This window comes from Nocardia jinanensis, assembly GCF_014645735.1.
Lineage (GTDB): Bacteria > Actinomycetota > Actinomycetes > Mycobacteriales > Mycobacteriaceae > Nocardia > Nocardia jinanensis.
On the sequence record NZ_BMMH01000002.1, the window covers coordinates 108014 to 131630 of the forward strand.

Sequence of the window (23617 nt, forward strand, 5' to 3'; positions counted from 1 at the left end):
CAGCGAGTAATCCCATTATGCGTGTGTGCCCGACGATGGTTCCGCGACGATCTGCGCCAGCTCGCCGACAGTCGCTACCGCGAAGACCGCTTCGTCGTCCAGTACGATCCCGAAGTGGTCTTCGATACGGGTGAGGATCCGCATGAACCGTACCGATTCGATATTGGGCAGCTGCTCGATGACGTCATCGAGCTGAACTGGTGTCTTCAGTTCCTGGGCGAACAGATCGCACACGGCGGCGCCTGCGACGGCAGCTGGTTCGGTGGGGTTTGGCAAGTCGACTCCCTCGATCAGTTCGTTTGGGGCTGTGGGTCCTGGCGCATGGACTCGAAGCGGCGGCATGCCAACTCGATCCGGTTGACATAGCGGCCGATCCGGTCCTGCGCTTTCCGTCCGGCCGGGCCCAGGTCTGTCCGGTCGAGCAGACGCAGATGGCGCACGTATGGGTTGATGACCGAGTCGATATGTATGCGGCTGGTGTAGACGCCGGCCTTCTTGAATTGGTCCGACAACGCGGTGAAGTCCGGTATCTGCTGGGCGGGTCCGCCGAAGACGGTGATCACATCGCAGAGCGCGACCATCGCGTCCTCGGGATCGATTTCGAGTGCGGCCTCCACCAGATTTCGATAGAAGATCATGTGCAGATTCTCGTCGGCTGCCAGTCTGGCCATAATGCGGTCACAGATCGGGTCGTTGCTGAGCATTCCGGTATTGCGGTGAACCACACGAGCTTGTAATTCCGACATGCTGAGCATCATGATGGTGCGCAGCACCCCGTCGCCCTCATGCGCGTTGACGTACCCATTCGCCATATGCGCCATCCGCGCCCGTTCCAGCGCAATAGGGTCCACCGCCCGGGTAGTATGCAGATAATCCCGCAGCACCACGGAATGCCGGGCTTCTTCGGCGCACCATTGACGCACCCATTCAGCCCAGGCGCCGTCGTTTCCGTGAGCGGACAGGATGGTGAAGAAATAGCTCGGCAGGTTGTCCTCCCCGAGCAGCCCCACGATCATTGATGCTCGTGCGTGTTCGGACAGCCTGCTTTGACCCGGTTCCCAAGGGTCGCCACCAAGCGGACCGTCGAAGTTGGAGCCCTCGCTCCAGGGGACGAATTGATGCGGGAACCATTCCTTGGTGAGGCTGAGATGCCGGTCCAGATTATCCGCGACGACCGGCGCCAAATAGGTCATTATGCCGAGGTCATGCTTTTCCGTCGTACCTGTCATTATGGCTACTCCTACAACCTTGTCGAGCTTCTTCATCCGCGCAATGCGCGAATTACCCTGTCGGCAAGTAGGTATGATCCTCGTCGGCAAGTCGCGCCGCAGCCGCAAGGCGCTGCCATTTTCCGCTGGTGGAGCGGGTAAGAAAGCCTGGCGAAACCGGATACACCCGAACTGCGGAAAGATCGAGCTCTGCGGTCACCTGCTTGCGAACCCGCTCGATCAGTACTGGGTAATCAGTTTCCGGACAGTCGGATTCGACTATCAAGCCGACATATTCCCCGATCCGACCATCCGCCGCGTGTTCGGTGTCGGCGAAAGCTATCGCTCGGCCCCGGTAAACACCCGGCACCGTGCGAGCAACGTGTTCGGCATCCGACGGAAAGTAATTTCGGCCGTTTACGATCACCATTTCCTTACGCCGGCCGCCGACGTAGAGCTGCCCCTCGTGCCAGAACCCGAGATCACCGGTGCGCAGCCAGCTGCCGTCGAATAGTTCGGCGGTGGACCCGGGATCTCGGTAATAGCCGGCCGTCACTGCGGCGCCGCGGATCTGGATCTCACCCAGTTGATCCTCAGCACACTGGGAGCCGTCACCGGCAGTGATACGCACTTCCAGACCGACCACGGGCCGCCCGGTGGAGACGAGACCGGTAGCCGCGGGATCTCCAGCGGCAAGCGTCTGCACCACACCGCTCTCCGCCAGAGTATTGCGGTCGGCCCACAGGGTGGCGGGTCGGCTGCCCGGCTGCGAGAATGTGATGGCCAGGGTGGCCTCGGCCATTCCATAGGCCGGAAACATCACCGACGGCTCGACACCCGCTGGTGCGAGCGCGGCGTCGAAGTCCTCGAGGGTTCGCGGCGAGAGCACCTCTCCACCGTTGATGGCCAGTCGCCATCGGGACAGGTCGAGTCCCGCAACCAGCTCAGGGTTGGCACGGGCCACGCGGGCGATCAGGTCATAGCTGAAATTCGGGCCAGTGGTGATGGTGGCGCCGGTGTCGGCGAGAACCTGCAGAAACCGCTCCGGCCGCCGGATGAAAGTCTGCGGGGCGACGAGATTGACCTGCATCCCGGACAGCAGTCCGGACATCATGCCGAAGAGGCCCATGTCGTGGTAGAGCGGAGTCCACTGCGCCCAGACATCAGTGGCCGTCATCTCTCCTGAGCACACGATCCCCGTCAGGCCGGCCATGATGTTCGCGTGGGTCAGCAGGACGCCGCGCGGCGCCCGGGTGCTGCCCGATGTGAACTGCACGAACGCGGCGCTGTCCGGCTGCAGAGTCGGCAACGTTCCGGCGCCGGGCGTGCTTTCCGCGACAGTGATGAGCCGCAGCCCTGGACAGGCCTTCCGCAGCTCGTTCGCCACGGATTCGTACTCCGGCCCGGTCACTACGGTTTGCAGCCCGGCCACGTCAACGAGCTGTTTGAGGTGTAGGGCTTGCTTCGCCGGGTGGATCGCAGTCACCGGGAGGACGGTCGCCGCACTTCCAGCGCGTATGACGCCGAACCACGCGATCAGGAACTCGGGACCCGGCGGAAGCAGAATCCCCACCACACCACCGGGTTCAGGACCGGACAGCAACCCATGAGCAAAACGCTTCGAGGCGTCTGCCAGCTCGACCAGGCTGATCCGTTCGTCACCACCGGGCCGGTCGGGAAAGCGGATATCCTGATTACTTGATGCAGCACTCGCGGCGAGGGAATCCAGCGCCTCACCCAGGGTGGGTTTGGTCCAGACCGATGATATAGTCATGTTATCGCCGCCCGCACCAATTCCGTTGTCCCGCGAGCCGGTCCGCAACCGACGGGACAACGTCTGGCGACTTCGCTGTTGATCTGCTGAACTGCCCCATAACGACCACCTCGAGCACGCCGAGCCAGCCCCGTCTTCGCGGCTGGATTCAGATTGAGTGGCTCGATCGTACCACTGTTTGTCCAATGACCTTGGATGACAGTAGATTTCGGACCCTAGGTGGCCGTGTATGCGCAGCTAGAGCTTCGGGGTGGGCGGGAAGACGACCGGTAGCGACGCCAGCGCGCGATGGAACGGGCCCGGACGCCAGCCGAGCTGCTCCGCCGGGAGTGCGAGCTGCAGTTCCGGCAGGGCGTCCAGCAACTGGTCGATCGCATCGGCCGCAATCAGCATCGTGGGCGACTGCGCGGGACAGGAATGCGGGCCTGCACCCCAGGCGAGATTCCAGCGATTGTTGAGATAGTCACCGTTATTGACCGCCGGATCATTATTACAGGCGGAAATACTGATGAGCACCGGCTGATTCGGGGGCAGCCAGACATCGTCGATCAGCACGGGCTGCCGAGGATAGCTCATGCAATAGTTCGCGAATGGCGGGTCCTTCACCAGTATTTCGTCCAGGGCCGCCCGGGCAGAGGGCGGGAAACCGGATTGCCCTATTTCATACCGAGGGTCGGTCAGCATCATCAGCAGTGCGTTGCCGATGAGGTTACGCGGCGGCTCGATGCCGGCGCCGTAAAACGTGATCAGCGCGTGAATCAATTCCTCATCGGTGAGACCGGCCTCCTCATGTTGCAGCAGCCGGGTGGTGATGTCATCGCCGGGTTGGGTGCGCTTCATCGCGATGAGCTCGATCATCGCCTCGCCGATCATCGCATTGGCCATTTCGGCATCGGCATCCGTCGAATCGAATATCATCACCATCCCCTGCGTCACTCGCGCACCGATATCAGGTGAACACCCCAGCATGCCGTTGAGCACGCCGAACATCAATGGCAGTGCGTACTGGCCGATTACGTCGGCCCTTCCATCCTCGCAGAACGAGTTGATGATCGGGCGTGCGGTTTCCGCGACGATCACCCGCAGCGCATGCAGATCAACCCCGTCGAGTGCGGAGACGGTCGCCGAGCGGTACCGGGCATGGGCCACTCCGCTGGAACGCACGGCGTTCGGACGCCACTCCAGCATGGGCATGATCGGCGAATCCGCAGGGGCGCTGGCCTGCCATACCCTGGGGTCCGCCGGAAAACGGTCGGGCTCATTGAGGATCTTGACCGCCGTGTGGTAACCGAGAACCAGTGTCGCGGGAATGCCCGGCGCGATCTCGACAGGCGCTAGCGTCCCGTAACGCTGACGCATACGCGTGTACGCCCCCTGGGGATCCGCCGCGAACTGCTCGCTCCAGAGCGGTTCGCGGGGGCCCTCGGCGGTACTGGCCGGATGGATCGCGGCGTCGGGCGGGGCCTGCTGAAATTGCAAAGAAGTACTCCTTTGGATCTGACTTACTACATGTTCGATAGGGAGCGCGGACGAGCAGATTGCCGGCAGCGTCCCGAGCGCTCGGTGAGTGCCGCCGGGACGGCATTCTAGCCGCTCGGTGGGCATCGTGAGCTTCGGCTCGGGCACCTGGTCCTGTGGCGACGAGTGGATGAGTGACTGCTGGAAGTTCTGCTGCACTGCGTTGAATCATATTGTGCACAACACCAATTCGCCGCTCCGGTAGACGGTTCGCGTGGGCGGAGCCGCAGGGATTCCCGATGAGGTCGGGCTCGCGCGCCCCAGCCGCATCCGAATCGCTATTCACGAGAGGACGCGGAGGCGAGTATCCCGATCGCGTCTTCAACCGACCGTGACCATCAACGCACGGGATCGCGCGGGCCGCGCGGGATCAGACGAGAAGCCGGTGATCTCCGAGTTGAGGCACTGCGATCACGACGGCTCCTCCGGTCGAACGTCAACACATCGCGGGACCTGCACCCGTGCGGCCGTCGACGATTGTTGCAGCCGCCATGGCGACGCACCGACCGGCCGTGTCGGTCAAAAGCGTCGCACGAACCGAGTTGGGCACCGCGAGGACTGTACTCGTTGCCGGACCCCACGTATGTCCAACACGGGATCCGGCCGGCATGATCGCTGAAGCCGCGCTGGAGCAACTCCTGGTTGTGATCCCCGAGATCGAACTCGCATGAACACGACCGGTTCAGTCGAGGTGGATGTCGAGGATTCGGGCGATCTGCTCGGCTGCCGGCGGATCGGTCATGGCGAGGTGGGTCGCGTCTATATCGATATTCGAGATCCGGCCGCGGACGACCGGTGCCCAGCCTTCGTAGCCGGTGGCGTCCGGACTGCGGTCCACCGTTGCGGTGAAGTAGAGCAGGTCGGCGTCGAGGACCTGCGGCTGCCAGATGCTGGCCGCGCGCATGGACTGGTTGTAGGCGTCGGTCATCCGCTGGATCATATCGGCGTCGACCGCGAAACCCGCGCCGAGGTGCTGCCTGATGAGGTCGGCGGCCTCCTGTGGGGTGGCGTCCTCGTCCACGAAGTCGATACCCAGTACCGGTCCCAGATTGCTGATCAGTTCACCGGCTGTGACCGTGGCGACCTCCGCCGGATCGACGTTGTCGGCCTCGGCGTCCAGTAGTGCCAGCAGAGCGACCTGCTCCCCCGCCGCCCGCATCTCGACGGCGATCGCATGGGCTATCTGACCGCCCAGTGACCAGCCGAGCAGATGGTAGGGGCCGTGTGGCTGGACCTTCCGGATCTCGTCGAAGTAGCGCCGGGCGGTCTCTTCGATCGTGGCGGGCCCCGGGGTTTCGCCGCTGATCTGGGGTGCCTGGATGCCGTAGATCGGCCGGTCGGGCGAGAGGTACTCGGCGAACGGGCGGTAGCTCCAGGCCAGACCGGAGGCGGGGTGGATGCAGAACAGCGGGGGCCGGTCGCCGCCGGTGCGGATCGGCAGCAGCACCTCGACACCGAAGGCGGTCGCCGGATCAGCGTAGGTGTGGCCGGAGCGCATAGCCGATTCGATCCGTTTCGCGAGGTCGACCGGACGCGGGTCGGTCAGTATCCAGCTGATCGGAACGTCGTAGTCGAGTTCCTTCTTCAGTTCGCTCACCACCTGCACCGAGCGCAGCGAGTTGCCGCCGAGGGCGTAGAAGTCGTCGTCGGCTCCGACGCGTTCCACACCGAGGACGTGCCCGTAGGCCCGGACTACTTCTTCTTCCAGCCGCGACGCCGGCTCCCGGAACTCCCCGATCGCGAACTCCGGTTCCGGCAGGTGTGTGCGATCGAGTTTGCCGGAGGCCGTGAAAGGTACGGCGTCGAGCACCATCACCGTGGTGGGCACCATGTAGCCGGGTAGTTCGGTGGCGGCGTGGGCCAGAACGGCGGCGGTGTCGACGGTGGCACCGGTCGCGGGAGCGAGGTATCCGACGAGCTGGTCACCGGCCGGTGCGGTGTGTATCGCGACGATCGCGCGCGCGACGGTGTCGTGTTCGGCGAGAACTGCTTCGATCTCGCCGAGTTCGATCCGCAGGCCACGCAACTTCACCTGGAAGTCGGTGCGGCCCAGGTATTCCAGTTCCCCGCGCGGGAGCCGGCGTGCCAGGTCGCCGGTGCGGTAGAGCCGGTCGCCCGTGGCAAACGGGTCGGGTACGAATCGTTCCGCGGTGAGTCCGGGACGGTCCTGGTAGCCGCGGGCGACCTGGGTGCCCGCCAGATACAGGTCTCCCGCCACACCGGGGGGCGATGGTTGTAGCCGGCTGTCGAGCACGTAGGCGCGGACGTTCCATACCGGCGTGCCCATCGGGATGTTGCCGCCGTCGTCTTCGGTGACGAGGTGTTCGGTGGCGTGCAGGGTGAATTCGGTGGGGCCGTACAGATTGTGCAGACCGACGTCGGGCATCACCCGGCGTGCGGCGGCTACCACTTCCGGGCCGAAGGCCTCGCCGCCGACGAGTAGTGCCCGCAGCGATGCCAGCGAATGGGCCGGGGCCGCGTCCGCGAACGCGGCGAGCATCGAAGGTACGAACGAGGTGACCGTGACCTGGTGGGCGGCGATGGTTTCGGCGAGGTAGGTGGGGTCGGTGTGCCCGTACGGTGCCGCGATGATCATCCGTGCGCCCACGCTCAGGGTGGCGAACAGTTCCCATACCGAGACGTCGAAGGTGGCGGGGGTCTTCTGCAGTACCACGTCGTCGGGGGTCAGCGAATAGGTTCCGTTGATCCAGTGCAGTTGGTTGAGCACCGCGCGGTGCGGTACCGACACTCCTTTGGGGCGTCCGGTGGACCCGGAGGTGAACAGAACGTAGGCGACGTTCTCCGGCCGCAGTGGGGTGCGGCGCTCGCTGTCGGTGACGGGGCTGTCGTCGTATCCGGAGGCGTCGAGGTCGTCCAGCGTCGACAGGACCGCCACGGGATTCGCGGTGTCCAGCATGTAGTCGATACGGTCGGCGGGATGGTCGGGGTCGACCGGGACATATCCGCCGCCGGCGGCGAGCACCGCGTACATTGCGGTGACCTGGTCCACCGACCTGCGCATTCGTAGTGCAACCAGGGTTTCCGGGCCCACCCCGCGCGAGATGAGCAGCCGGGCCAGGCGGTTGACACGGGACGCGAACTGCGCGTAGGTCAGTGTTTCGTCCGCTGTGGTGACGGCGGGCAGGTCGCGGTGGGTGTGCACCGAGTCGGTGAACACCGAGGCGAGGGTCTCGTCCGGTCCGAGGGGGTAGGCGGTGGTGTTCCACCACACGAGTTCGGCGGCGCGTTCGTCGGTGCCGAGCAGGTCCACGTCGTGGACGGGGCGGCCGGGGTCGGTCGCCATCGCGTCGAGCAGGCGCAGGAGGCGGTCGACGATGGTGGTGGCGGTCGCCTCGTCGAAGAGGTCGGTGGCGTAGGTGATGCCGCCGGAGATCCCGGTCGGCGCTCCGGTGGAATCGTGGGAATCCGATACGGTGACCTGCAGATCGAACAGGGAGGTTCCGGTGTCGGCTTCGACGGCCGAGACCGACAGCCCCGGTAGTTCGAAGTCGGTGGTGGCCAGGTTCTGGAAGGCGAGCATCACCTGGAACAGTGGGTGGTGGGCGTGGGTTCGCACCGGGTTCAGTTCCTGGACCAGCCGTTCGAACGGGACATCGGCGTGCCCGAAGGCGGCGAGGTCGGTGCTGCGGACGTGTTCGATCAGCTGGGTGAACGACATTCCGGGGGTGAGCTGGGTACGCAGTACCAGGGTGTTGACGAACATGCCGACCAGATCGTCGAGTTCGGGTTCGCCGCGCCCCGCGTACGGGGTGCCGATGGCGATATCGTCGGTGTGCGCGAGCCGGGCCAGGGTGGCCGCGAGCGCCGCGTGGAACACCATGAACAGGGTGGTGTTGTGTGCTCGGGCGATCTGTTCGAGTTTCGCGTGCAGCTCGGCGTCGAGTTCGATCGGCACGTTGGCGCCCGCATAGGTCTGGGCGGGCGGCCGCGGCCGGTCGGTGGGTAGTTCCAGCAGCGCCGGCAGGTCGGCGAGCTGGCTCGTCCAATAGTCGATCTGCGCGTGCAGCAGCGAGCCGGGGTCCTCCTCGGTGCCCAGTACGCTGTGCTGCCATATCGCGTAGTCCGCGTATTGCACGGTGAGCGGCGGCCAGGCGGGTGGTTCGTGGTGCAGTCGCGCCGAGTACGCGGCCATCATGTCCCGGGCGAGCGGAGCCAGCGACGATCCGTCGCCGGAGATGTGGTGCAGCACCACGGCCAGGATCCATTCGTCGTGCCTCAGTTCGTACAGGCGCACCCGGAACGGCACTTCGGCGGTCACATCGAAGACCGCTGATACGAAGGCCGAGAGCTCGGCCACCAGCTCGGCCTGTTCGACCGGGGTGACGGCCATCGGCGGTACCGCCTCGGCCGCGGGGAGCACGACCTGTGCCGGTTCGCCGTCGAACTGCGGGTAGATGGTGCGCAGTACTTCGTGCCGCGTCATCACATCGTCGACGGCGGTGCGTAGTGCGTCGATATCGAGTTGCCCGGTCAGCCGGATCACGATCGGGATGCTGTAGGCGGCGGAGTCGGGTTCGAAACGGTTGAGGAACCACATCCGTTGCTGGGCGTAGGACAGTGGGATACGGTCCGGGCGCTGTTGCGCGGTGAGCGAGATCCGGCCGGTGTCGGCGTGCGATTCGGCGCGGGCGGCCAGTTTTGCCACGCTGGGTGTCTCGAAGATCATCGATACCGGGACCGAGGCGTCGAGAGCGGCGCCGATGCGGGCGGCGACGCGGGTCGCGACCAGACTGTTGCCGCCCAGTTCGAAGAAGTCGTCGTCGGCGCCCACGGGGCCGTCGACGCCGAGCACTTCGGCGTACACCCCGGCCACGATCTCCTCCACCAACGAGGCGGGTGCCCGGAATTGCCTGGCCTGGAACACGGGTGCGGGCAGGGCCTTGCGGTCGAGTTTGCCGTTGGGCGAGAGCGGGATCTCGTCGAGGACCATCACGGCGGCGGGCACCATATAGGACGGCAGCGTATCGGCCACGGCCGCGCTGAGTTCTTCGCTGGAGAGACCGGCGCCCGGGGCCGGTACCACATAGGACACCAGGAGCAGGGGGCCGACGCCGTCGCGCCGGGGCACGGTCACGGCGAACGATACGTCGTCGCGGGCGCCGAGTACCGCGTCGATTTCACCGAGTTCTACGCGGAAGCCGCGGACTTTCACCTGGAAGTCCTTGCGTCCGACGAATTCCAGGTCGTGGTCGGCGTTCCAGCGCACGACGTCGCCGGTGCGGTACATGCGCAGGCCCGGTTCGCTGTAGGGGGAGGCGACGAAGCGGGCCGCGCTGGTGGCGGTTCTGTTGAGGTAGCCGCGTGCCAGTCCCGCGCCGGCCAGATACAGTTCGCCGGCCACCCCCACGGGCACCGGCTGGAGCCGGTCGTCCAGCACCAGGGCCCGCATTCCCGGTCGGGGGCTCCCGATCCGTGGCCGGTCGCCGGGCAGCATGCGGGGTGCTCCGGTGGCGACGACGGAGGTTTCGGTCGGCCCGTACAGGATCCGGAATTCCCGGGTGCCGGCAATGTCGGTCCCGGCCCACCGGTGCACCAGGTCCGACGGGACCTCTTCGCCGCCGGCCATGATGACCTGCAGGTCGTCGAGTCCGGTGGGGTCGACCGACGCGAGGGCGACGGGGGTGACGAACGCGTGGGTGACCCGCTGGGTGCGTAGCAGATCGGCGAGTTCGCTGCCGCCGTACATACCGGCCGGGGCCAGTATCAATGCGGAGGCGCCGCCGATCGCGAGCAGGATCTCCAGTAGCGAGGCGTCGAAGGACGGCGAGGCGAAATGGAGTACCCGGGAGGTGTGTCCGGTGCTGTGGCCGGCGTGCTGTGCCGCGAGAAAATCGGCGATGGCGCGGTGTTCGACAGCGACACCCTTGGGCACGCCGGTGGATCCGGAGGTGAAGATGATGTAGGCGGTGTGCGTGGCCTGTAGCGGGGCGCACCGATCGTCGTCGGTGATCGGGTCGCCGGGCAGTGTGTCGATCCGCGTACGCACGGCGGCATCGTCGAGTACGAGCCAATCCAGGGCTTCGGGTAGGTCGGTCCGCGCCGTCGCCACCGTCACACCCAGCGTGGCACCGGAATCGATGACCATCTGTTCGATCCGGCTCGCTGGATAACGGGGGTCGACCGGTACGTAGGTGGCACCGGATTTGACCACCGCCCACCAGGCGATCACCGATTCCACCGACCGTGTCGTGGCGACCAGCACCGGGTCCTCCGGTCCGGCGCCGCGCTGGATCAGCGCACGCGCCAGCCGGTTCGAGCGGATATCGAGTTCGGTGTAGGTCAGTTCGGTGTCGGCGGCGACCAGGGCCGTTCCGTTGCCGTTGTCCCGGACGGCGGCGGCGAAGACATCCGGTAGCAGTGCGGGCGCGCCTTCGATACGTGGTCCGACGCGGGATACCAGTGTGGTGTGTTCCTCCGCGTCCAACCAGTCGATATCGCCGACAGCGGTGGACGGGTCGGCGGCGACGGCTTCCAGGACCCGGACGAGTCGCTGGGCGAAACCGGCGACCGTCGCTTCGTCGAACAGGTCGCGCGCGAACATCATCATGCCGGAGATGCCTTGGGCCGCACCGGCTTTCCCGTAGGAGTCGGAGACGACGAGCTGGAGGTCGAATTGGCACAGGCCGGTGTCCACGTCGGCGCGCGACACCGTGACGTCGGGCAGGACCACATCGACCGACGACAGGTTCTGGAAGGCCAGTGCCACCTGGAACAGTGGATGCCGGTCCGCCGACCGTTGCGGTTTCAGCTCCTCCACTACCCGCTCGAACGGGACGTCGGCGTGTTCGAAGGCCTGTAGATCTGTCTCCTTCGTCCGCATCAGCAGGTCGGTGAAGGTTTCGCCGGGGTGTACCGGGGTGCGCAGTACCAAGGTGTTGACGAACATGCCGACCAGATCATCGAGGCCGGGTTCGCCGCGTCCGGCGATCGGTGTGCCGACCACCACGTCGTCGCTGCTGCTCAATCGGCCGAGGACCACCGCCAGGGCGGCGTGCAGGACCATGAACAGTGACGATCCACGCGCATGGCTCAGTTTCATCAGCCGTTCGTGCAGGTCCGCCTCGATTTCGAGGGCGACCCGGCCACCGGCCAGTGAGGCCACGGCGGGGCGGGGCCGGTCGGACGGTAGGTCGAGCCGGTCGGGTGCGTCCGCCAGGGTGCTGCGCCAGAATTCCAATTGGGCCGACATGAGCGAATCGGGGTCCTGCGCGGATCCCAGCATCCGGCGCTGCCACAGGGCGAAATCGGCGTACTGCACCGCCAACGGTTCCCACAGTGGCGCGTGTCCGGCGACCCGGGCGGCGTAGGCCCGCATCACATCGCGAGCCAGCGGACCCATGGACTGGCCGTCGCCGGCGATATGGTGGACAACCAGTACCAGCAGGTATTCCGCGGGCTGGTCGCCGGAACCGGTCTCGAACAGTCCGACGCGCATCGGCACCTGCACGGTCACATCGAAACCGCGGCGCAGGAATTCACCGACCACCTCCGGGATCGCGGCCGTGTCCACGGGCGCGGGCTCCAGTGTCACCTCGGGTTCGCCGAGGATTACCTGTTCGGGTTCGCCCGCGGTTTCGGGATATATCGTCCGCAGCACCTCGTGCCGGTCGGCGACATCGCGTAGCGCGGCGGCCAGGGCGGCGGTGTCGAGGCGGCCCGACAGTCGCAGCATCACCGGGATGTTGTAGGCGGCCGATTCGGGTTCGAAGCGGTTGAGGAACCACATACGCTGCTGGGCCAGCGAGAGCGGTATCGGATCGGGACGCACCCCCGCGGTGAGGGGTACCCGGTCACCGCCGTGCAGTGATGCCGCGTATTCGGCGAGACGGGCGACGGTGGGTGTTTCGAACATCGCCCGCACCGGCACCCGGACATCGAGGGCGGCACCGACCCGCGCCACCACCAGCGATGCGCTGAGCGAATCGCCGCCGAGTTCGAAGAAGTCGTCGTCGGCGCCCACTCGTTCGACGCCGAGGACATGTTCGAATGCCTCCGCGACCAGGGTTTCCGCCGGTGTGGCCGGCGCCCGGAACACCCGTGCGGCGAAAACCGGTTCCGGGAGTCGGTCGCGGTCCAGTTTCCCGTTGGAGGTCAGCGGAAGGTCGTCGAGCAGCAGCACGGCGGCGGGCACCATGTACGCGGGCAGGGCTTCGGCCAGTGCCGCGGTCAGTTCCTCACCCGAGACGGTCGTACCCGGCGCGGGCACCACATAGGACACCAGAGCCACGGGCCGGCCCTCGGTGCTGCGCGGCACGGTCACCGCGAACGCCACGTCCGCGCGGGCGCCCAGGGCGGCGTCGACCTCGCCCAGCTCGACCCGGTTGCCGCGGACCTTGACCTGGAAATCGTTGCGTCCCACGAACTCCAGTGCGTCGTCGCGGTTGCGGCGCACGATATCTCCGGTGCGGTACATACGGTGGCCGGGCTCGTCGAACGGGCAGGCCACGAACCGCGCCGCGCTGAGTCCGGCCCGGCCGATGTAGGCGTCGGCCAGTCCCGGGCCGAACAGGTACAGTTCGCCCGCGACTCCGGCAGGGACGGGGCGCAGCCAGGTGTCGAGGACCGTCGCCGAGACCGGCCCTACCGGCCCGCCGATCGTGATCGGGACGCCGGCGGTCAGCGCACTGTCGGCGGTGGCCCAGATCGTTGTCTCGCTGGGGCCGTACAGGTTGACCATGGTGCGGTCCGGTGCCCACCGCTCGACCAGTTCCGGTCCGACCGGTTCACCGGCGGCGGAGAGCACCCGCAGTTCGTCGAGACCGTCGCGCGGCATGGTGGCCAGCGCCGACGGGGTCAGTACCGCGTGGGAGATGTGTTCGCGCCGGATCAGGTCGGCCAGCTCGGGACCGCCGTAGACGTCCGACGGCGCCACGACCAGCCGGCCGCCGGAGCAGTGCGCCATCAGCAGTTCGAATACCGAGGCGTCGAAATTGGGTGAGGCGACCTGCAGGACGGTCGCGGCGGGGTCGGCGCCGAGGATCCTGCGCTGGGCCGCCACGACATCGGCCAGTGCGCGGTGGGCGATCAGGACACCCTTCGGTGTTCCGGTCGACCCGGAGGTGTAGATCACGTACGCCGGGTGGGCCGGCCGGACGGGTCCGCCGCGTTCGGCGTCGGTGATCGGGGCCGGCCTCTTCGGTTCGCTGCTCGCGTCGGTGTCGACGATCAGCCAGTCGACACTGTCGGGCAGGTGTGGCCGGGAGGCGCTGTCGGTGAGACCGAGGGTGGCGCCGGAGTCCGACAGCAGGAACTCGATCCGTTCGGGGGGCAGGTTCGGGTCCATGGGCAGGAACGCGGCGCCCGCTTTCGCGGTGGCCCAGATCGTGACGATCGTGTGGAGCGAACGGGGCAGTGCGACGGCGACCAGCGTTCCCGGGCGGCCACCGTGCCGGAGGAGTAGCCGGGCGAGGTGGTTCGCGCGTTCGTCGAGTTGCCGGTAGGTCAGGGCGACCGGGCCGTAAGTGACCGCGATCGCGTCGGGGCGGGCGTCCGCGGTCGCGGTGAGCAGGGCGCCCAGCGTGATCTCCGGGAAGTTCTCGGCGCGGGGGGCGGGCAGGATCGAGTTCCGGACGTCGTTCGGGGCGAGTTCACCGAGCCGGGTGGCCGGGCTGTCGGCGATACGCTGCAGAAGTTCGACGAAGCGGTCGAGGATCCGGTGGGCCTGCGGGGTATCGAATTCCCGGTCGAGGAAGCGCAGTGTGATCTGCAGGCCCTGCCCTGTGCCGTGCTCGTCCTGCTGCGGGGCGACCACCAGGCTCAGCGGGTACGGGGTCGCGTCGACGCCGGTGATCTCGTTGACACGCAGACCCGCCGATTCGACGAGCTGCTGCAGGGCCGGACGGTCCACAGGGAAGGACTGGAACGCGATCGCGGTATCGAAGAGTTCGGTCACACCGGCGCTGCGATGGATATCGGGGAGTCCGATGTAGTGGTGGTCGAGCATGGTGGCGTGCTGTGCCTGGATACGGATCAGCAGCTCGCGTAGCGAGACCGCCGGGTCGAGCTGGACCCGGACCGGGATCGTATTCAGGAACATGCCGAGGGTCTGCTCGACCCGCGGAAGTTCGGGTGGCCGGCCCGAGACCGCGGACCCGAAGATCACCTCGGTTTCCCCGGTCAGCGTACGCAGGTTCAGCGCCCATGCGGCGGCGACGGCGGTGTTGACCGTGACAGCGGCGTCCGCGGCCACCGCGCGCAGGCGGGCGAGCTGATCCGCCGGTAGTCCGGCGGTGACCTCGGTGGCCGAGGTCGCCCTCGCCGGTCCGGCGTCGCGGGCCACCCGGGTGGGTGAATCCACATCGGCGTAGGCCTGCGCCCAAGCGGCCCGGGACGCACTGAGGTCCTGTCGGGCGAGCCAGTTCAGGTAGTCCCGGTAGGAGGGGGCGGGTCCAGCAGCGCCGATATGGTCCGGCGCTCCGTAATATTCGAGCAGTTCGCGCAGCATCAACGGCATCGACCAGCCGTCGAGGATCACATGGTGGTCGGTGATCAGCAGCCGGGAAGCGCCGGATGCCGCGCGGATCAGGGTGAAGCGGATCAGCGGCGGGGCGGTGAGGTCGAAACCGGCGGCCGCGTCGGCGGCGGCGATCCGGTCCCATTCGGCCGCCGGGTCCGTGCCGTTGCCGAGCGCGATATCCACCTCCTGGAACCGGACCTCGGCGTGGTCGAGCACGATCTGGCACGGTCCGGCCGCGGTTTCCACGTATGCGGCGCGCAGGATGTCGTGCCGGTCGACCACTGCTTGCGCGGCGCGGCGGAGTCGTTCGCCGTCGACGTGGCCGGTGAAACCGATAACTGTCTGCACGGTGTAGTTGTCCGCGGCGTCGGGGTCGAAGGTCGAGTGGAAGTGGATACCGGACTGCATCGGCGACAGCGGCCACACATCGGCCAGCGTGGGGTAGCGCTGCTCCAGCTGTTCGATATCGGTTTGGGTGAGTGTGACCAGCGGGAAGTCCGCCGGACGGTACGCGCGATCCTCGATGCGGTACGCGTGGCCGGGTAGGTCCTCGGCGGTGGGCGCGTCGGATTCGCTGCGCGCCATCGCGGCGAGGGCGGCGACGGTTTTGCTTTCGAACACATCACGCGGGGTGAGGGTGAGCCCGGCGGCGCGCGCCAGCGCCACCAGCCGCATGGAGACGATGCTGTCACCGCCGAGGGTGAAGAAGTTGCTCTCCGCCGAAACAGTGTCCAGGTGCAGTACTTCGGCGAACAGCTGCGCCACGACCTGCTCGGCGGGTGTGGACGGTGGCCGGCCGTGCGCCTCCTCGGCGAGGAACGCGCGCTCGCGCAGCGCTTTCCGGTCGATCTTGCCGACCGCGGTCAGCGGCATCGAATCGAGTTCCACGATGGCTGCGGGGTTCATATAGTGGGCCAGCGAGCCGGCGAGGTCGTCGTGCAGGGCCGCCACATCCAGTGTCGTTCCGGGGGTGGGCACGACATAGGACACCAGGACCGGTTCCCCGGCGGGGCCTTCCTGGGCGACGGTGGCGACGCGGGAAACAGCGGTGTGCTGGGCCAGATGGGCGTCGACCTCCCCTGGTTCGATCCGCAGACCGTGGATCTTCACCTGCTGGTCGCCGCGGCCCAGGTATTCCAGTTCCAGGCCGGTGCGGCCGCGGATCCAGCGCACCGAATCGCCGGTGCGGTAGAGGCGTTCCCCGTGGGCCGACCGCGGGTCGGCGACGAACCGCGACGCGGTCGTGGCCGGTCGGTCGAAGTATCCGCGGGCCAGCCCGGATCCGCCGATGTACAGTTCTCCGGCTGTCCCGACCGGTACCGGGCGCAGCCACATATCGAGCACCGCGGCCGTCGCACCGCGGATCGGGCCGCCGATGGTCACCGGTTCACCGGGCCGCAGAACATCGGATCCGGTCGCCCAGATCGTGCATTCGGTGGGCCCGTAGTGGTTCATGAGCCGGCGTCCGGGCGCCCACTGGTTCACGATGTCGGATCCGGTGGCCTCACCGACCACCGCGACCGTTTCGAGTGCCGGTAGTCCGGCCGGGTCCATGGTGCCCAGCACCGACGGGGTGATGATGGCGTGGGTGACCCGCCGGGAGCGCAGCAGCTCCTCCAGCTCGCCACCGCCGTACACCTCCGGCGGTGCCACCAGCAGGCAGGCGCCGCTGCTGTGGGCGAGCAGCAACTCCGATACGCAGGCGTCGAACCCGGGTGAGGCGACCTGCAGCACCACCGAATCAGTGGTGGCGCCGAACGCTTCGGCCTGGGCGGCGGCGATATCGGCCAGGCCGCGATGCCCGACGTGCACTGCTTTCGGTTTACCTGTCGAACCGGATGTGTAGATCACGTAGGCCGCGTTGTCGGGCAGCAGCCGGCCGGGGGTGACGGGTTCGCGGGCCGGTCGCGGCGGTCGCGTGGTGTCCACCCTCAACCAGTCGACCGAATCCGGCAGATGCCGGGTGACGGCGTCGATCGTCACGCCCAGCTCGCTGCGTGAATCGGCCAGTAGTTCCGCGATACGTTCGGGCGGGTTGGCCGGATCGAGGGGGACGAAGGCCGCACCGGTCCGCGCCACGGCCCAGATGGTCACGGCCAGCTCGACGGAGCGGGGAAGCGCCAGCGCCACGAACGTTTCCGGGCCTGCGCCGCGGGCGGTCAGCCGCCGTGCCAGAGCGTCGGCGTGCTGTTCCAGTTCGCGGTAGGTGAAGGTGGTGTCGCCGGAGCGTACGGCGGTCGCATCGGGGTACCGGCGCGCGGTGCCGGACAGGATATCGTGCAGGCTGCGTTCGGCGACCGAGGGTTCGCCGCTCACCGACAGCAGTTCCGCGCGTTCGGGATCCCAGTTCGAGGAGATCGCGGCGACCGAGCGGCCCGGGTCGGTGACGAGCTGGGTCAGCAGCAGCTCGAAGCGTTCGAGCAGGGTGCGCGCGTCGTCGGGTTCGAAGCGGTCGGTGGAGAACCGCAGTGTCACCGTATGGGTCGCGGACTCTTCGGTATCGGACGTGTCCCGCGACGGCGGGGTCACCTGCAGGCTCAACGGGTACGGCGTCGCGTCCTGGGCGTCGATATCGATCAGGCGCAGCCCTGCCGCACCGAGATCGCGGGACAGGCCCTCCCGGTCTATCGGGTAGGACTCCAGCACCGTGACCGTATCGAACATATCGGCGATCCCGGTCGCCCGTTGCAGCTCCGCCAGACCGATATGGCGGTGATCGAGCATGGCGGCCTGCTCGGATTGCGCCCGCACGAGGAGATCGGCGACGGTCTCGTGCGGATCGAGCCGCACTCGTACCGGCAGGGTGTTGATGAACAGGCCGACCATGTACTCGACGCCCTGGATATGCGGCGGGCGATCCGACACCGTGTTCCCGAACACCACATCCGACCGGCCGGTCAGGACCGTGAGCAGCAGCGCCCACGCCACCTGGATCGATGTATTGGCGGTGACGCCGTGGGAGCGGCCGAGATCGAGCAGCGCGGCAGTGGTCGCGGCATCGAGGTTCAGCCCGACCTCGTCACTGCGCGCGGTGACCGCGCGGTCCGGGCGGCCGGCGACGCGCGTCGGGCTCTCGATCCCGGCGAGCATCCGCTGCCACGCCGCGGTCGCCGCCTCCGGGTCTCGGCCGTGCAGCCACTGCAGGTAGTCGCGATAGGAACGCGGCGGCGCGAGTTCGGCCGCCGCGTCGCCGAATGCGTAGAGCGAGAGCAGTTCGTGGATCAGCAGTGGCATCGACCAGCCGTCGAGCACGATGTGATGATTGGTGACCACGAGCCGGCATTCGTCGGTACCGGTGCGCACCAGATGGAATCGCAGCAGCGGCGGCCGCGCCGGATCGAACGGAGCAGTCGCCGCGACGGCGAGCTCCCGGAGCCGGCGATCGCGTTCGGCGTCGTCACCGATATCGCTGATATCGGTGAACTGCCAGTCGGCCCGGGTGTCGCCGAGCACGAGCTGGCGTGGCCCGCGAGCGCTTTCGACGAACGCGGTACGGAGGCTGTCGTGGCGGTCGACGAGGGCTCGAGCGGCCCACCGCATCCGTTCGGCGTCGGCCGCACCGGCGAAGGTCAGCGCCGCCTGCACGGTGTAGCCGTCGGTGGTGTCGCGATCGTAGATCGCGTGGAACAGCAACCCGGCCTGTAGCGCGGTCAGCGGCCACACATCGGTCAGCGAGGGATAGTCGCGCAGCCAATCGTCGATCTCGTGCTGCGAGACGGTGACGAGCGGGAAATCCGACGGGGTGAAACCGCCCGCGGATTCGGACCGGATATGCCCCGCGAGGGCACGCAGCGCGCGCACCCACAGGCCGGCCAGTTCGTCGACCTCGGCAGCGTCGAGGACCTGCGCGGCGAATTCCCAGGTCGCATCGAGTTCTAGTCCCTCGGGACCCGGTTCGGCGATCGCGTTGATGTCGAGCAGTGCGGACAGCGCCATCCGCGGATCGTCGGTGGAGGTCAACGAGGTGAATTCACGGGTGGGTGTCCACGCCCCCGAGTGCTCGCGGACACCCACCCGCCCCAGATAGTTGAAACTGATCTGAGGTTCCGGCAAGCTCCCCAGCTCGGCAGCACCCCGGGAGTCCAGGCACCGCAGCATCCCGTAGCCGATACCGTTGTCCGGCACCGCCCGTAACTGCTCTTTCACCTGCTGGATCGCATATCCCGCGGCCGCGCCGCCGGCGAAGGCGTCCTCCGGATCGATATCCCGCAGTTCGAGGCGGATCGGGAACCGGGTGGTGAACCAGCCCACCGTGGCGCTGAGATCGGCGCCCGGTACGGCCTGTTCCTCGCGTCCGTGTCCCTCCAGGGTGATCAGTTCCCCACCGGCGGTCATACCGCGCCTCCGCCGCCACTCGCCCAGTGCCAGGGCCAGCGCGGTCAGCAACGGGTCGTTGGCGCTGCCGTGGAAGCGGGCCGGGACGGTGGTGAGCACGGCTTCGGTGACATCGGCCGGGATCCGGATCCGGATCCGGCCCGCGGTGGCCGCGACATCGCGTTCGGGGTCCAGGCGGCGCGCGCCGAGGAGCCGGTCGCCCTGTTCGTGGATCCCCCTCCACAACGCCAGTTCCGCGGCACGTCTGGCCGGTGCCTGTTCGACCAGCCCGTGCGCCCAGCGCCGCATCGAGGTACTGGGCGCCGGGACATGCGGTTCGCTGCCTTCAGCGACCTGCGCCCAGGCCTGGGCGAGGTCGGTGAGCAGGAGCCGCCACGATACGGCGTCGACGGCCAGGTGGTGGATCACCAGCCACAGCAGATCGGGACCCGAACCGGTGCGATCCTGTAGCCAGACGGCCTGGAGGAGAACACCGCTGCCCGGGTCCAGCCGATCCGCGGCCGCCTGCAGGTGCGTATCGACCTCGGTGGCGTCCCGCCGCTCCAGCGGTATCCGTAGCAAGGCGGTTTCGGCATCGACCGTGCCCCGGTCGAGTACGTCGACGAACCGATCCAGTGATTCGGCGCCGCGCAGTACCGCACGCAGGATGTCGTGCCGGTCCAGCAGGGACTGCAGCGCCCGGACCAGGTCGGGATATTCGAGGTTCGCCGGCAGCTCGACCAGGGTCGCCTGCGCGAACCTGGTGTAGTGACCGCGGCCGAGCATGGCGTGCATGATGGGCGACAGCGGCATCGGTCCGACACCGCCGCCGGGCAATTCGGCCAGTTCCGGTGCGTCGCCGGCCTCGGTCGCCACGGCGGCCAGCCCGGCGACGGTCTTGTACTCGAAAACATCCTGGGTGGAGAAACTCAGTCCGAAGGCCTTGGCGCGCGCCACTAGCTGGATCGACAGGATGCTGTCGCCGCCCAGAGCGAAGAAGCTGTCGTCGGCACCGGTCCCGGAGACACCGAGAACTTCGGCGAACAGGTCCGCCACCAGATTCTCCCGGGGTGTGGCCGGGGCCCGGCCGGCGGGCGCGGTCCCGAAATCGGGTTCGGGCAGGGCGCCTCGATCCGTTTTGCCGAACGCGTTCACCGGCAGACTGTCCAGCGGCAGGATCACCGCCGGGACCATGTGCGGGGGCAGGGATTCGCGGGCGAAACGCTGGAGTTCGGCGGTATCGATATGACGTCCTTGAACCGGGACGACATAGGACGCCAGCATAGTCGCGTCGGCCTTGTTCCGCACCGGCACCGTGACGGACAGGTCCACGTCCTCATGGCCGGTGAGTGCCGCGTCGATCTCCCCCGGTTCGATCCGGTAGCCGCGGATCTTGACCTGGAAATCGCTGCGCCCCAGCAGCTCCAGTGTCATCTCGGCGCTGTCACCGGAGGACCAGCGCGCGAGATCACCCGTCCGGTACATCCGGTCGCCCGCTGCGCCGTAGGGGTCGGCGACGAAACGGGCCGTGGTTTCACCGAAACGATGGCTGTAGCCGCGGGCCAGGCCCGGCCCGGCCAGATACAGTTCGCCCGCGGTGCCCTTGGGTACGGGTTGCAGGGTCCGATCCAGCACCATGGCGGAGACACCGCGGATGGGGCTGCCGACGGTGAGGTCGCGGCCGGGTTCGATAGGCGCTCCGGCGGCGGTCACGGTGGTCTCGGTGGGGCCGTATTCGTTGTACATCGACCAGGAACCTGCCCACCGTTCGATGACGTTCGGCGGGCACACGTCGCCCCCGACCACGACGACGCGCAGATCGGTGAGCGGGCCGGGTTCCACGGTCGCCAGCATGGCGGGCGTCAATGTCAGATGGGTGACGCGCTCTTCGGCGAGCAGCCGGGTCAGCGGTTCACCGCCGATCACCTCGGGCGGCACGATGATCAGGGTGGATCCGCTCGCGAAGCAGGTGAGGAACTGTTCCTGGGAGGCATCGAAACTCGGTGAGAGCGCGTAGGACACCCGTGACGTCGCGTCGATGCCGTGGGTCTCGCTGCGGTCGGCGATGAGGTTGGCCAGCCCGGTGTGGGTGACCTGCACGCCCTTCGGGAGCCCGGTGGAGCCGGAGGTGAAGGTCATATAGGCGAGGTTGGTGGGCCGCAGGGGGCGGATCCGATCGGTATCGGTCACCGGGGCGCTCGCGGTGGACTCGAACTCACGCTGGGTCGCCGGGTCGTCGAGCAGGACCCGGCGCACTCGCTGCGGTAGCCGTTCCTGATGGTCACCGATGGTGATCGCCACCCGCGCACCGCTGTCGGTGACCATGTGCTCGATACGTTTGGCCGGGTACTCCGGATCGATCTGCACGATGGCGGCACCGGATTTGGCGACCGCCCACGCCGCGACGACCGATTCGACCGAGCGGCGCAGTGCGATCGCGACCGCGGTGTCGGGCCCGCAGCCCAGGGCGATGAGATGGCGGGCCAGCTGGGAGGACCTGGTGTCCAATTCCTCATAGGTCACTATCCGGTCGGCGGCGGCGACGGCACTGTTGCCGCCGTGCCGGCGGGCGGTGTCGGACAGTATGTCGGGCAGCAGCCGGGTTCCGGCGCCGCGGGGGCCTCGCACGGGTAGCAGCGCGGCGCGTTCCCGCGCTTCCAGCAGCGGCAGGCTACTGACCCGGTATTCGGTGCCTCCGGCGAGGAATTCGTGCAGGAACATGAGGAACCGTTTGTGGTGGTCGGCGAGTTCGGACCGGCTGTAGACGTTCGGGTTCCCCTGGAAATCGATATGGGTGCTCTCGCGACCGGCTCCCGGGTAGATATTGACGAACAGGTCGGCGGTCGGGCCGGAGGTGAGCACGTTGAGGCGGCCGATCGTCTCACCGAATACGACCTCGTTCTCGACCATCATGAGGTTGACGGCCGGGCCGAACGACGCGGCCTCGTCCCGCGCGATCCCCATATCGTGGAAGATGTCCTCCTGGCGGTAGCGCTGGCGCCGCAGCGCGCTGGTCAGCTCGTTCTGGGTGGCATCGATCAACGCTCCGACAGTGCTGTCGGCGACCCGGACGCGCAGCGGGACCACATTGGCCACCATGCCGCCCGAACGGCGCAGCAGCGCGGAATGCCTGCCCGACACCGGCAAGCTCAGCAGCACTTCGTCGCTTCCGGTCATCCGGGCGAGGTAGGCGGCGAACGCCGCGACCACGATCGGGGTCACGCTGGTGCCGCGCTCGGCCACCACGCTGTCGAGCAGATGCGCGGTGTCCTCGGGTAGGGAGGCGCTGATGAGTTCCGGATGAATGGTGGGTTTGCTGACCCGGCCGGCCAGGCTGACCACAGGCGGGGCGCCGGCGAGATGCTCGGTCCAGTACTTGCGGTCGTTCTCGAACCGCTCCGACCCCCGGTAACCCAGATCCTGCTCGATGATCTCGCCCAGGTATTTCGCGGTCGCGGGCGGTGCGTCGTTCCCCTCGACCCAGGCGTTGTACAACTCGGTGACCCGGTGCAGCATCGTTACTGCGGCGAATCCGTCCAGCGCAATATGGTGGGCGCGCTGGTACCACAGGTAATGGTCCGAGCCGATCTGGTAGACGACGCTCTTCATGAGGTGGTCGCCGAGTAGGTCCAGCGGAGCCGAATAGTCCTCGACCATGAGGCGGTGTGCGGTCGCGGCCGGATCCGGGTGGCGTCGCAGGTCTACCACCGTTACCGGGGATCCGACGGATTCGTCGACGTACTGACACGGCTCGCCGTCCACCTCGATGAGATGGATGTGCCCGGAGCCGAACTCGCGGTCGGCGGCCTCACACGCCTCGACGAGCAGATCTGTATCCAGTTCACCGACGATCTCGACGTACTGGGCCACTGAGATCGGTGAGGAACCCGCGAGATGCTGCGCGAACCAGATTCCGCGCTGGGCGGCCGACAGCCGGAGAACATCGCGGCGGGACGGCCCGGTGAAGGCGCCGGTGCCCGGTCGCGTCCCCGAACCGTTACCGGAAGCCGGGGTGGCCGATGTCGTGGAAGAGCCGGGCCGCGAGGAACTGGTCCGGCTCCGGCCGCTGTCGACGTTGCGCTTGGACTGGGTCACCTGTCCTCCAATTCCTCGCACCCGGAAAGCTGCCCCGGAAGGCCCGGTCACGGCTTCTCGAATGCGCAGGGATATTTATTGAAACAACATTGATGTCGTTGAATCGAGACATTTCTGCAGCGTTATTCGCGGAATGCAGAGCCTCATCTCCCGAATTCGATTCCGAAAGGAAATAAATTGGGATATACGAGACCTGACGGTTATGTGATCCGCAGGCTCCCGGCAGCGGGC

At 67.3% G+C, this 23617-nt stretch carries 5 protein-coding genes; all 5 read right to left on the reverse strand.

All coding sequences use genetic code 11. The annotated features are described in order from the left end of the window. Window positions 1-15: 15 nt before the first annotated feature. Entirely contained in the window at window positions 16-276 is a 261-nt protein-coding gene (locus IEY68_RS05190; protein ID WP_189094062.1) for an acyl carrier protein, read from the reverse strand. A gap of 14 nt (window positions 277-290) precedes the next feature. Then, the gene (locus IEY68_RS05195; RefSeq protein ID WP_229718622.1) at window positions 291-1265 is read right to left on the reverse strand and encodes an acyl-ACP desaturase; all 975 of its coding nucleotides are present in this window, start codon (window positions 1263-1265) and stop codon (window positions 291-293) included. A 16-nt stretch (window positions 1266-1281) separates the two neighbouring features. Next, on the reverse strand, window positions 1282-3042 hold the full coding sequence (locus IEY68_RS05200) for an AMP-binding protein (protein ID WP_156426244.1): 1761 nt from the start codon (window positions 3040-3042) through the stop codon (window positions 1282-1284). Window positions 3043-3219: 177 nt separating this feature from the next. Then, the gene (locus IEY68_RS05205; RefSeq protein ID WP_229718623.1) at window positions 3220-4659 is read right to left on the reverse strand and encodes a cytochrome P450 family protein; all 1440 of its coding nucleotides are present in this window, start codon (window positions 4657-4659) and stop codon (window positions 3220-3222) included. A 523-nt stretch (window positions 4660-5182) separates the two neighbouring features. Beyond that, window positions 5183-23386, reverse strand: coding sequence for a non-ribosomal peptide synthetase (locus IEY68_RS05210; protein WP_058855432.1), 18204 nt, complete (start codon window positions 23384-23386; stop codon window positions 5183-5185). Window positions 23387-23617: the final 231 nt, after the last annotated feature.